The following is a 12,224-nucleotide window of genomic DNA, read 5'->3' on the forward strand; positions in this document are numbered from 1 at the left end:
GCGAGTACTTTCTGGGGGCGGCCATGGTCGATGTTCCTCTCATGAGAACCATCTGACCCTCTGTCAACACACTCCGCATCTCGGGGGAACCTCAGTCAGGAGTAGCCAGAAGCGTCGGATCCGGCGTCCGTTCTGCCCGAAGGTCCGCAGTGAGTGGCCGCCGGCAGCCTTGGGAGGGCGCGGGCGGATCACACAGGCGCCAGGAGGAAGATTTCTCGATGACCCGGCCCGATGACCCGCGCACCGCGGCGGCCCGGATGTTCGCCGAGGCCGGTGCGTTCGGCGAGCTTCTGGCCGGGATCGAGTGGGCGGCGACGCCGCTCGGGCCCCCCGAGTCCTGGCCGGGGCCCCTGGTGGACACCCTGCGCCTCATGCTCACCTCTGAGCACGGGATGGCTCTGTACTGGGGCGCCGAATTCGCCACGCTGTACAACCTGGGCTCCTCACCCATCGTCGGCGCCAAACACCCCTGGGCGCTCGGCAAGCCCTACAAGGATGTGTTCCCTGAGGTCTGGGCCCACCCCGTGAGCTCCCACTTCCACTATGTGACCGACACCCGCAAGTCACTGCTGATCCCCGATGAGCCGCTCATCATGGAGCGCCACGGCTTTTTGGAACAGTGCTACTTCGACTCCTCCTTCCAGCCCGTGCTGCTGGACGACGGCACCACGGGCGGCGTGCTGCAGATCATCACCGAGACCACCGGCCGGGTACTGGGCGAGCGCCGGCTGCGCCTGCTGAGCGAGACCGGCGCCCGCACCGCCGGGCTGCCCACCCCGGGCGGGGTCGCCCGCGTCGTCGCGGAGGTGCTGGGCTCCTATCCCGAAGAGATCCCGTTCCTCGACCTGTACCTGGCCTCCGAGTCGGGGATGCTGCGGCCGGCGGCCTCCGCCGGACTGCGGCCGACGCCCGAGGCCGTCCTGCCGAGTGCGAACAACGGGTCGGAGGCCGCGGCCCGGCTGGCGCAGGTGGTCGCCGACGGTGCCCCTGCCACGCTGCCGGCCGCCGCGCTCACCGGCGGCCACACGGCCGGGCAGCACGCCGCGGCCTCCCGACTCCCAGTCGAGGAGGCGTTGGCTCTGCCGCTGGACTGTGCGGGGCAGGTGGGAGGTGTCCTGGTCGTGGGCGTCAACCCCTGCTTCCCGCCGGCCGGGGCCTACCGGGACTTTCTGGAGGTGCTCGCCGCCGCAGTGGCGGGGGCGCTCACGGCCGCGCTCGCCCACGACGAACAGCGGCGGCGGGCGGAGGCACTGGCCGAGCTGGACAGGGCCAAGACCACCTTCTTCGCCAACGTCAGCCATGAACTGCGCACACCGCTCACCCTGCTCCTGGGGCCACTCCAGCAGGTTCTGGCCGACGAGGACCGGCCCGAGCGCCGCGAGCAGCTGGAGCTGGCCGAGCGCGGCGCCCTGCGCCTGCTGAAGCAGGTCAACACCCTCCTGGAGGTCGCCAGGGCCGATGCCGGGCAGATACGCCCGGCCCTCGAGCCGGTCGACCTCGCCGGTGCCACGGCCGAGCTGGCCGGGGTGTTCCGCTCCGCCTTCGAGGCGGCAGGGCTGACGCTGGAGGTGGACTGCCCGCCGCTGCCCCGGCCGGTGTCCCTGGACCCGGAGATGTGGGAGAAGATCATCCTCAACCTGCTCAGCAACGCCCTGAAGTTCACCTTCACCGGCGGTGCCCGGGTACAGGTGGCCGCGGCCGGCGGCCGGGCCCGTCTGACCGTGACCGACACCGGCACCGGCATCCCCGCGGACGAGCTGCCGCGCCTGTTCGAACGCTTCCACCGGGTCCGCGGCGCCCGCTCCCGCTCCCACGAGGGCAGCGGCCTGGGCCTGGTGCTGGTCAAGGACCTGGTGGAAGCGCACAGCGGCACCGTCGGCGTGGACAGCCGGCTCGGCCAGGGCACCACCGTCACCGTGGACCTCCCCTTCGCCGCCGCGCACCGGCCCCGCCCGGCCCCGCCCGCGGCCGGCGCCGAATCCCCCGGGGAAACTCCCAGGGAAGGCGGAGGCGGCCGACCCGGCCGCGCCGCGGCCTATGTGGACGAGGCGCTGGGCTGGCTGGCGGCCGACCCCGTCCCCGCTGCGGCTACCCCCGCGGCACGCACCCCGCACGCTCCTGCGACCCACGATGCCCCCCACGGCCCCGGCCCGCACGAAACCGAGCGTCCCCAGCGGGCCCGCCTGCTGGTCGTCGACGACAACGCCGACATGCGCGCCTACCTCACCCAGCTCCTGCAGCCCGACTACGACGTGCTGCTCGCCGCCGACGGCCGGGCCGCCCTGGAGACGGCCCTGGCGCAGCCGGTGGAGATGGTGCTCAGCGACGTGATGATGCCCCGCATGGACGGCTTCGAGCTGGTTCGGGCGCTGCGCGCCGACCCGCGCACCGCCCGCCTGCCCATCGTCTTGCTCACCGCCCGCGCCGGCGAGGAGGAATCCGTGCGGGGCCGGCGCGCCGGCGCCGACGACTACCTGGCCAAACCGTTCTCCGCACGCCAGCTGCTGGCGCGCGTCCGGACCGGGTTGGAACTGTCCCGGCTGCGCGAACAGGTCCTGACCGAGACCCGCGACCAGCTGGCCGTGCTGGCCGCCCTGGCCGACGCGGGCCTGCGGCTGTCCGCCACCCTCGACCCGGACCAGATTCTGCAGACTGCCGGCCAGATCCTGCTGCCCGACTTCGCCGACCAGATCAGCATCCACCTCACCGCGGCGGCACCCGCCCCGGCGCAGTCGCCCCCGGCATACATCGCCGGCACCCCCCTTCTTGCCCGCGAGGCCCTGGCCACCGCCGCCGCCCACGCGATCAACGGCACCGCCCCAGCCCCGGCCGGCCCGCACCCGGCGCCCGCCGCCGTGCTGGCCCTGCCGCTGCACGCCCACGACCAGACACTGGGGGCCTTGGTACTGGTCCGGCACACCGACTACTCAGCGGTCGAACGCAAGTATCTGGAGAACCTCGCCCACCGCCTGGCCATGGCCTACGACAACGCCACCCGGTACCACAACGAGCGCCGCCTCGCCCTGACCCTGCAGCGCGCCCTGCTGCCCCACCGCCTGCCCCAGGTGCCCGGGGTGCGCCTGGCCACCCATTACCGGGCCAGCAACCGCGGCGCCGAGGTCGGCGGCGACTGGTACGACGTGCTCGCACTGCCCGACGGCGCCGTGGGGCTGGCCATCGGCGACGTCATGGGCCACGACGTGGAAGCCGCCATCGTGATGGGCCAACTCCGCTCCGCCCTGCACAGCCTCGCGATGGAGGGCGCCGGCCCGGCCCAGGTGCTGGCCAGGCTGGACGCCTACCTGCAGTCGCTCGCCACCGAACGCTTCGCCACCTGCCTGTACGCGGTCTACAACCCACACCGCCACCGCCTGCGCTACGCCGCCAGCGGGCACGTACCACCCCTGCTGGTAGCCGCCGACACCACCTACCTGGAGCTGCCCCCAGCGCTGCCGCTGGGACTGGGCAGCACCCCAGTCGACCGCGAGGTGGCGTTCCCGCCCGGCACCAGCCTGCTGCTGTACACCGACGGCCTGGTGGAAAACCGGGCACTGTCCCTGGACGACTGCCTGGCGGCCCTGCGCCAGACCTGCGGGGCGCTGCCCGCCGCCGCCCGCACCGACCCCCAGCAGATCGCCGAACGGGCCCTGGAGCTGCTGAACACCCCCGACCGGGTCGACGACGACACCGCCCTGCTCGCCGCCACCGCCGAACCATCGTGTCGAACCGGTGACCCGCAAGCTGACAGAAGTGCCATGCAACCCACCGCTACTGCTCGTAGTCATCGCTGACGAAGCTGCGGATTTGCTAATCCACTGACCGGAGGCATCGGCGGAGTCAGTACAGTCCATGAACGAGTGGCAGCGGGTCAGTCAAGGTGACGTACCCGAGGGCTGAACCGGGGGTTTGGGTCCGTGACTGGTCCGGAAGCACTGGTCAGGACGGGTGCAGTCGTGGGAGGAATGGGGAGTTGGCGCGCAAGCAAGCCGGGCGCGGTCGAGAGCGGGTTGAGCGAAGGGCGCCTGACGGGTGAAAACCCAGGTCAGGCACCTTTTCGCATGCGTCTAGAAGAAGCCCAGCTTCTTCGGCGAGTACGACACCAGGAGGTTTTTCGTCTGCTGGTAGTGCTCCAGCATCATCTTGTGCGTCTCGCGCCCGATCCCGGACTGCTTGTAGCCGCCGAAGGCGGCGTGTGCCGGGTACGCGTGGTAGCAGTTCGTCCACACACGGCCCGCCTGGATCGCCCGGCCCGCGCGGTACGCCGTGTTGATGTCCCGTGTCCACACGCCGGCCCCGAGGCCGTACGACGTGTCGTTGGCGATCTTGATGGCGTCGTCGAAGTCGTCGAACGCGGCCACGGAGACGACCGGCCCGAAGATCTCCTCCTGGAAGATCCGCATGCGGTTGTCCCCCTCGAAGATCGTCGGCCGGACGTAGTAGCCGCCCTTCAACTCGCCGTCGTACTCGGCGCGTTCGCCACCCGTGAGGATCTTGGCGCCCTCCTTCCGGCCGATGTCGATGTAGGAGAGGATCTTCGCGAGCTGTTCGCCGGACGCCTGTGCGCCGATCATCGTGTCCGTGTCGAGGGGGTGGCCGGGCTTGATGAGCTCGGTGCGGGCGACGGCCGCCGCGAGGAAGTCGCCGTAGTTGCCGCGCTGGATCAGGCCGCGCGAGGGGCAGGTGCACACCTCGCCCTGGTTCAGCGCGAACATGGTGAATCCTTCGAGGGCCTTGTCGCGCAGGTCGTCGTCCTTGTCCCACACGTCGTCGAAGAAGAGGTTCGGCGACTTGCCGCCCAGCTCCAGGGTGACCGGCTTCAGGTTCTCCGCGGCGTACTGCATGATCAGCCGCCCCGTGGACGTCTCGCCCGTGAACGCGACCTTCGCCACTCGCGCACTGGACGCCAGCGGCTTGCCCGCCTCCTCGCCGAAGCCGTTGACGATGTTCACCACGCCCGGCGGCAACAGATCAGCGACCAGGCTCATCCAGTAGTGCAGCGACACCGGAGTCTGCTCGGCGGGCTTGATGACCACCGTGTTGCCCGCGGCGAGGGCCGGCGCGAGCTTCCATGTGGCCATCAGGATCGGGAAGTTCCACGGAATGATCTGCGCGACGACACCGAGCGGCTCGTGGTAGTGGTACGCCACCGTGTCGTCGTCGAGCTCGCTGAGCGAACCCTCCTGGGCGCGGACCACTCCGGCGAAATAGCGGAAGTGGTCGATGGCCAGCGGGATGTCCGCCGCCAGCGTCTCGCGGACCGGCTTGCCGTTCTCCCAGCTCTCCGCGACGGCAAGGGGCTCCAGGTAGGCCTCCATCCGGTCGGCGATCTTCAGCAGGATGTCGGAGCGCTCCGTCGACGAGGTGCGGCCCCAACCCGGTGCGGCCGCGTGCGCCGCGTCGAGCGCCCGCTCCACGTCCTCGGCCGTGCCACGCGCCACCTCGGCGAACCTCTCCCCGGTCACCGGAGACGGGTTCTCGAAGTACTGCCCCCGAGCCGGGGGCACGTACTCGCCGCCGATGAAGTGGTCGTAGCGCGTCTGGTAGGAGACGATCGCACCCTCGGTTCCGGGCGCCGCGTAACGGGTCATCCTGCTCTGCCTCCTTCAGCAGTGCTGCCCGCCGTTGGACAGCTCTCCGCGGGACGCTAGAGACGCAGACGTTGCAGTCACGTTGCGGTGCTGGTCGGGGGCGTCATCCCGTCGGGGCGACGGGCGCGGCCGGGGGGCCCGCCCGGGCCGCGCACCGGCATCCGCAGTGCCCCGGCCGGTGCGGGCGGTCGCTCGGCAGGCACCCGCAGTGATCCCGGTCGGCCGGGGCCGGTGGCCCGGCCGGTAGGGGTCGTACCCCGACCGGCGCGTGCGGTGCTCCGGTCTATCGGGGCGGCCATCCGGCCGGCGCCGTCAGTTCTGTTTCCAGTGAGGCGAGGCGCGCTCGTATCGCCGCTGTCGGGCGGGCTGTCGCGAGCGCCCGCCACACGTCGAGGTCGTCCTCACCCCACGGCGCGTGCGCCCAGTCCGCCAGCAGATCGGGGTCGCCGCAGGCGATCAGCGCGGCGCGCAGGCCGTCGGCGAGACGGTCCCGGAGCCGCACCACCGCCGGCGCCTGGGACGACGGCAGCGGCGGCCCGGCGTACGCCGTCACGGCCGCCGTGACGGCGCCCGCAGCCAGCCGTCGTTCGACGACCGCCACGTCCGACTCGAACGGAACGGTGAGCCGGTAAGGGCGCGAGGCCAGCAGCCCGGGACCCAACACTCCGCGCAGCCGGGCGAGTTCGGCGCGCAGCGTCACCGGAGTCACCGACTCGTCCTTGTACAGCGCGCACAACAACTCGTCGCCGCTCAGCCCCTCGGGGTGACGGGCCAGCAGCACCAGGATCTCGCTGTGCCGACGGCTCAGCCGGATGCTCCGGCTCCCGGTGACCAGACGCGCCTCGTCCCGGCCCAACACCGTCAGCCGCGGTGTCTCGGCGGCGGGCCGTGCGGGGGCGAGCAGCGCCAGGTGGGCCTCGGCCGCCCGTGCGACCGCCTGCACGAAGCCCAGGCTGTGCGGATGCGCCAGCCCGTTCCCGCCCGTGATGTCCACGGCGCCGAGCACCCGCCCGGTCCACGGATCGTGCACCGGGGCGGCCGCGCACGTCCACGGCTGCACCCGCCGGATGAAGTGCTCGGCCGCGAACACCTGCACCGGCCGGTCCAGGGCGACCGCCGTACCCGGTGCGTTCGTGCCGACCGCGCTCTCGGCCCAGCGCGCACCCGGCACGAAGTTCATCCGCCCCGCGTGCCGCCGTGTCGCCTTGTGGCCCTCGACCCACAGCAGTCTGCCGTGGGCGTCGCACACCGCCAGCAGGTGTTCTCCGTCGGCGGCGAACGTGCCCATCAGCTCGCGGAACAGCGGCATCACCCGCGCCAGCGGGTGCTCGGCCCGGTAGGCGCCGAGCTGACCGTCGGTCAGTTCCACGCTCGCGGTGCCGTCGGGCCCGACGCCGGCCCGTGCGGAACGCCGCCACGAGTCGGCCACGACGGCGCGCACCGGTCGCGGCACGGTGCCCGCCTCGGTGAACGTCTCGTGCGCCCGTCGCAGGATCCGTACACGCTCGGCAGGGTCGGCCCCCGGCTCCAGGGCCACCCAGGGATCGGTCAAGTCGTCCTCCCGGAAGGCGATGCGGGGCGATACGGCTGGGGACATCGTCACTCCGGGTGCGCGGACCGACAACCGTTTGGACCGGGATCGGTGCGGTCGACGCCCGGCATGTCGTGGTGGCCGATGATGTGCGTCCGGTCTTTTGGGATGCCGTTTCGACGGTCTGAGGCTGCGCAGCCGCCCGCGCGTCGGGAAGCAGCGTGCGCGCAACGGCCGCCTCAGGCTCGCTCCGGCACCGCCGCCGGATCGTCCATCACGGCCCGCACGACCGAGTGCGCGGCCCCGAGCAACGGTCCCTCGGGACCGAGCCGCGACACGGACACCGGACAGGCGGGGCCCGCCGTACGGCGGGAGAGTTCGGTTTCGAGGGACGGCAGCAGCCACGGTGCGAGCCCCGCCAGGGCGCCTCCGAGCACGACGCCTTCGGGGTCCAGCAGATTGAGCGCCCCGGTCAGGGCGATGCCGAGGGCCGTTCCCGCCTCGTGCAGGGCGCGCCGTACGTTCGGATCGCCGTCCGCGGCGCGGCCCGCGAGGAGTCCGACGCGGTCCTCGCCCGGCTCCAGCCCGGCGGCTCGCAGCACCGCCTCCTCACCGGCGTACTGCTCCAGACATCCGCGTCCGCCGCACCTGCACGGCGGCCCGTCGGGATGGACCGGCACATGGCCCAGCTCGCCCGCGAAGCCGCGGGTGCCGCGCAGCAGGCTGCCGTCCACGACCAGCGCGGCGCCGATGCCGATCTCGGCCGACACGTGCAGGAAGTCCCCGGGGGTGTCCGTGCCGAGCCAGAGTTCGGCCAGCCCGCCGAAGTTGGCCTCGTTGTCCACGGTCAGCGGGAACTCCCGGGGCAGCAGCGCGCCGAGGTCGACGTCCTGCCAGTCGAGGTTCGGCGCGCGGACGACCGTACGGGCGTCGCGGGCGACCAGTCCGGGGACGGCCACGGCGAGCCCGGCCGGCCACAGTCCCTCGCGCTCCGCCTCGGCGACGACCCGGTGCACGAGCCCGGTCAGCTCCTCGACGACCGGCTCGGGGGAGCGGCCCCGGTTCGTGCCGTGTCGCACGGCGCGCGCCCGCACCTCGCCCCGCAGGTCGACGGCGCAGACCGCCAGGTGGTCCACGCCGATCTCGGCGCCCATCCCGGCCGGGCCGCGCCCGCTCACCGCCAGTGCCGAACCGGGCCGGCCCACCCGGCCGGGCCGTTCGGGGCCCAGCTCCTCGAGCAGCCCCGAGCGTATGAGTTCGTCGACGAGGGTCGACACCGCCGCCCGGGTCAGGCCGATGCGCGAGGCGATCGCCGCCCGCGAGAGCGGTCCCTCGGCGCTGACGGCGTGCATCACCCGGGCCAGGTTGCGGCGACGCATGCCCTGCTGGGTGTCGGGCAGCGTGCGCCCCGGGCCGGTCGGCCGGGTCTCGTGCAGCGGTGCTGTCATGCCTCCGTCGATTCGTCGTCGCTCAGTGGGCGTCCGTGCTCCGCTCCAGCAGCGGGGCTGCGTCGGAGAGTACCCCGGCGATCCTGGCCAGCGTCTTGTCGTCCCGCTCGACGGCGTCGAGCACCGGACCCCGCGTGGTGTTCCAGCGGCGGGCGACGGCGGCCGGGTCCTCCCCGGTCAGCAGGCCCGCTGCCTGTGCCGCGGCGCCCAGAGCGACCAGCTCCTTGGCCTCGGGCACCTGGACCGGCCGCCCGGACAGCCGACGCACCGTCTGCTGCCAGGCCGTGCCCCGGGCGCCGCCCCCGATCAGCAGCAGGGGAGCCGAGCGGTCCGCGTCCTCGTCGAGGACCAGGTCGAGCGCGCCGAGCAGCGAGTGCACGGCGCCGTCGTAGGCCGCCTGCAGCAGCTGACCGGCGGTCGTGTCGTGGCGCAGGCCGTGCAGGAGGCCCGAGGCGTTGGGCAGGTTCGGGGTGCGCTCGCCGTCCAGGTAGGGCAGGAGCGTGACGTCCGCGGCGGGCTCCACGGCTTCACGGTCCAGGCCCAGCAGGGCGGCGACGCGGTCGACGGCGAGCGTGCAGTTCAGGGTGCAGGCAAGCGGCAGCCAGTCGCCGTGGGCGTCGGCGAAGCCGGCCACGGTGCCGGTGGGGTCGGTGGGGCGGCGCTTGGCCACCGCGTACACCGTGCCCGACGTGCCGAGGCTCAGCACGGGCGTGCCCGGGCGCAGCCCGAGACCCAGCGCCGCTGCGGCGTTGTCCCCGGTGCCCGGGGCGACCAGCGTTCCCTTGGCGAAGGGCAGGTCGTGGCTGTCCCGCACGGTGCCCGCCACCTCACCGGGCCGCACCACGCGGGGCAGCAGCGCGGGGTCGAGCCCGACATGGGCGAGGATCTCCTCGTCGTACGTCTCCGTCCCGGACGCCCACCAGCCGGTTCCGGAGGCGTCGCCGCGGTCGGTGGTGCCCTCGCCCGTGAGGCGCTCGGTGAGGTAGTCGTGGGGGAGGCGCACGGCCTTCGTGGCGCGCAGGGCCGCCGGCTCGTGCTCGGCCAGCCAGGCCCACTTCGTGACGGTGAACGACGCGGCCGGGACGGAGCCGGTGCGCTCCGCCCAGAACTTCGCGCCGCCCAGTTCCTCGGTCAGCCGACGGGCCTGCGGAGCCGAACGCACGTCGTTCCACAGCAGCGCGGGGCGCACCGGTTCACCGCGCTCGTCCAGCGTGACGAGGCCGTGCTGCTGCCCGCCGATCGACACCGCGGCCGCCTCGCGCGCCGCGTCACCGCACTGGTGCAACGCCTCGCGCAGGGCGTCCCACCACTGGCGCGGATCGCTCTCACGGCCGGCCCCGGAGGACACGGTGTGCGCCGCCTGGCCGCTCGCGACGACCTCGCCGGTGGCCGCGTCGACGACCAGCGCCTTGGTGGACTGGGTGGACGTGTCCACGCCGACGACGAGCGGACCCTCGGCTGCTGACATCGGGTTCTCCCTCAAGTTTTTTCCGCGGCTCTGCGGGATCTGTCTTCCCAGAGATGCGTCCGCATACTAATTTGTAAACGGCCATGACGAAATAGTTCGCCACCATCAGCACGACAAGTCTTCAAGCAAGGAGCCGCGGCATGAGCTACCAGCCCACCCCCGATGACAGGTTCACCTTCGGCCTGTGGACCGTCGGCTGGCAGGGAAGGGACCCGTTCGGCGACGCCACGCGGCGCGCCCTGGACCCGGTCGAGACGGTGCAGCGCCTGGCCGAGCTGGGCGCCTACGGCGTGACCTTCCATGACGACGACCTGATCCCCTTCGGGTCCTCCGACAGCGAGCGCGAGGAGCACATCAAGCGCTTCCGCCAGGCCCTGGACACCACCGGCATGACGGTGCCGATGGCCACCACCAACCTCTTCACGCACCCCGTCTTCAAGGACGGCGCGTTCACCGCGAACGACCGCGACGTGCGCCGCTACGCCCTGCGCAAGACGATCCGCAACATCGACCTGGCTGTCGAGCTCGGTGCGAAGACCTATGTCGCCTGGGGCGGCCGTGAGGGCGCTGAGTCCGGTGCCGCCAAGGACGTGCGCGTGGCCCTCGACCGCATGAAGGAGGCCTTCGACCTTCTCGGCGAGTACACGACCTCCCAGGGCTACGACCTGAAGTTCGCGATCGAGCCCAAGCCGAACGAGCCGCGCGGCGACATCCTCCTGCCCACCGTCGGCCACGCCCTGGCCTTCATCGAGCGCCTGGAGCGCCCGGAGCTGTACGGCGTCAACCCCGAGGTCGGCCACGAGCAGATGGCCGGGCTGAACTTCCCGCACGGCATCGCCCAGGCGCTGTGGGCGGGCAAGCTCTTCCACATCGACCTCAACGGCCAGTCCGGCATCAAGTACGACCAGGACCTGCGCTTCGGCGCCGGCGATCTGCGCTCCGCGTTCTGGCTGGTCGACCTGCTGGAGAGCGCCGGCTACGCGGGCCCGAAGCACTTCGACTTCAAGCCGCCGCGCACCGAGGACCTCGACGGTGTCTGGGCGTCGGCCGCGGGCTGCATGCGCAACTACCTGATCCTCAAGGAGCGCGCGGCCGCGTTCCGCAGCGACCCGGAGGTCCAGGAGGCCCTGCGCGCCTCCCGCCTCGACGAGCTGGCCCAGGCCACCGCCGCCGACGGCCTGCAGAGCCTGCTGGCCGACCGCACCGCGTTCGAGGAATTCGACCCCGAGGCCGCCGCCGCCCGCGGCATGGCCTTCGAGCAGCTCGACCAGCTCGCGATGGACCACCTGCTGGGCGCCCGCGGCTGAAGCCGCACGCACGCGTGTGTGCACCGATGAGCGTGCACACGCGCGTGCCGCCGAACGGTCGATGGTCGAGCGGTCTCCGGACGGAGTACGCCGGAATGATGCGGTCCATGGCATGGATCCGTATCAACTTCCGCGCGGAGGTCGCGCCCCGAGCGGTCCGCCGCGACGCTGGACGGTATGGCCATGCCGCCCGTACCGCCCCAGCCGCCCGGACCGCCCGGCCGCACGCCGCCTCCGGGTGGCTTCGGACCGCCCCCGTCCGGTTTCGGACCCGATGACGGGACGGGAGGGGGCGGCTGGTCGCCGCCCCCGCCTCCGGAGCCGCCAGGAGGCTTCGGACGCTCCGGAAGGCGCAGGAGCCCCCTCTTCGCCGTCCTCGCGCTGCTCGTCACCGCCGGAGCCGTCATCGCCGTCGTGCTGATGGCCTCAGGAGGCGGCGGCTCAGCGGACGACGAGCCGACCGCCGGAAGCAGCACCGGCAGCCGCTCCACTCCCGCGCCGTCCTTCAGCCTTCCGGTGGAGCTGCCGAGCGGCCTGCCGACCGAGCTGCCGTCGCAGTTCCCCAGCGACCTGCCGACCGAGATACCGAGCGACCTCGAGTCACTGCTGCCGTCCCTGGGCGAGCTGCTGCCCTAAGGGCTGTCCCGTCATCCCTCCGCCTTGCGATGCACCGCATCTGACGCCGCACGCTGATCCACCAGGGATGACGGGACAGCCCTTGGGCTGCACGCGCGCGTAAGGCGCTCCACACGGCCACGCGCGCGTGCCCACGACACCGTCCGTCCCTCACTCAGTGGACGTTAAGTCCGATCTTCCCCGGTTCGTGATCGCTCGATCGTGGGACTGATACTCGTCCGGGGCGACTGCTCGTCATGCCCATGC

7 protein-coding genes are annotated in these 12,224 nt (G+C 72.5%); 3 read left to right on the plus strand and 4 right to left on the minus strand.

The window, feature by feature from the left end:
• Positions 1-218 precede the first annotated feature (218 nt).
• On the plus strand, positions 219-3,791 hold the full coding sequence (locus ACIBAF_RS48330) for a SpoIIE family protein phosphatase (protein WP_399473080.1): 3,573 nt from the start codon (positions 219-221) through the stop codon (positions 3,789-3,791).
• A 273-nt stretch (positions 3,792-4,064) separates the two neighbouring features.
• Here the strand turns inward: ACIBAF_RS48330 and ACIBAF_RS48335 are convergent, their stop codons facing one another.
• The 4 genes from ACIBAF_RS48335 to xylB all read right to left on the minus strand — a co-directional run bounded on the left by ACIBAF_RS48335 (position 4,065) and on the right by xylB (position 10,035).
• A complete protein-coding gene (locus tag ACIBAF_RS48335; RefSeq protein WP_399473082.1) occupies positions 4,065-5,588 on the minus strand; it encodes an aldehyde dehydrogenase family protein in 1,524 nt (507 codons plus the stop codon).
• A 283-nt stretch (positions 5,589-5,871) separates the two neighbouring features.
• Entirely contained in the window at positions 5,872-7,140 is a 1,269-nt protein-coding gene (locus tag ACIBAF_RS48340; RefSeq protein ID WP_399473092.1) for a GAF domain-containing protein, read from the minus strand.
• A gap of 218 nt (positions 7,141-7,358) precedes the next feature.
• Positions 7,359-8,567, minus strand: coding sequence for an ROK family protein (locus ACIBAF_RS48345; RefSeq protein WP_399473084.1), 1,209 nt, complete (start codon positions 8,565-8,567; stop codon positions 7,359-7,361).
• A 22-nt stretch (positions 8,568-8,589) separates the two neighbouring features.
• Positions 8,590-10,035, minus strand: a complete 1,446-nt coding sequence (gene xylB / locus ACIBAF_RS48350) for a xylulokinase (RefSeq protein WP_399473086.1) — start codon at positions 10,033-10,035, stop codon at positions 8,590-8,592.
• A gap of 140 nt (positions 10,036-10,175) precedes the next feature.
• Here xylB and xylA point away from each other — a divergent pair, with 140 nt between their 5' ends.
• Both xylA and ACIBAF_RS48360 read left to right on the plus strand, forming a co-directional pair.
• Positions 10,176-11,342 (plus strand): xylose isomerase, encoded by a 1,167-nt coding sequence (gene xylA / locus ACIBAF_RS48355; protein WP_399473088.1) that lies wholly within the window; start codon positions 10,176-10,178, stop codon positions 11,340-11,342.
• Between the two features lie 177 nt (positions 11,343-11,519).
• Entirely contained in the window at positions 11,520-11,978 is a 459-nt protein-coding gene (locus ACIBAF_RS48360; RefSeq protein WP_399473090.1) for a hypothetical protein, read from the plus strand.
• Positions 11,979-12,224: the final 246 nt, after the last annotated feature.

The organism is Streptomyces sp. NPDC051677 (assembly GCF_044453465.1).
Taxonomy (GTDB): domain Bacteria; phylum Actinomycetota; class Actinomycetes; order Streptomycetales; family Streptomycetaceae; genus Streptomyces.

What these genes read in the sequence shown, in the direction of transcription:
- xylA (WP_399473088.1), top strand. Translation starts at nt 10,176, where the DNA reads ATGAGCTACCAGCCCACCCCCGATGACAGGTTCACCTTCGGCCTGTGG.
- ACIBAF_RS48360 (WP_399473090.1), top strand. Translation starts at nt 11,520, where the DNA reads ATGGCCATGCCGCCCGTACCGCCCCAGCCGCCCGGACCGCCCGGCCGC.
- xylB (WP_399473086.1), bottom strand. Translation starts at nt 10,035, where the DNA reads ATGTCAGCAGCCGAGGGTCCGCTCGTCGTCGGCGTGGACACGTCCACC.
- ACIBAF_RS48345 (WP_399473084.1), bottom strand. Translation starts at nt 8,567, where the DNA reads ATGACAGCACCGCTGCACGAGACCCGGCCGACCGGCCCGGGGCGCACG.
- ACIBAF_RS48335 (WP_399473082.1), bottom strand. Translation starts at nt 5,588, where the DNA reads ATGACCCGTTACGCGGCGCCCGGAACCGAGGGTGCGATCGTCTCCTAC.
- ACIBAF_RS48330 (WP_399473080.1), top strand. Translation starts at nt 219, where the DNA reads ATGACCCGGCCCGATGACCCGCGCACCGCGGCGGCCCGGATGTTCGCC.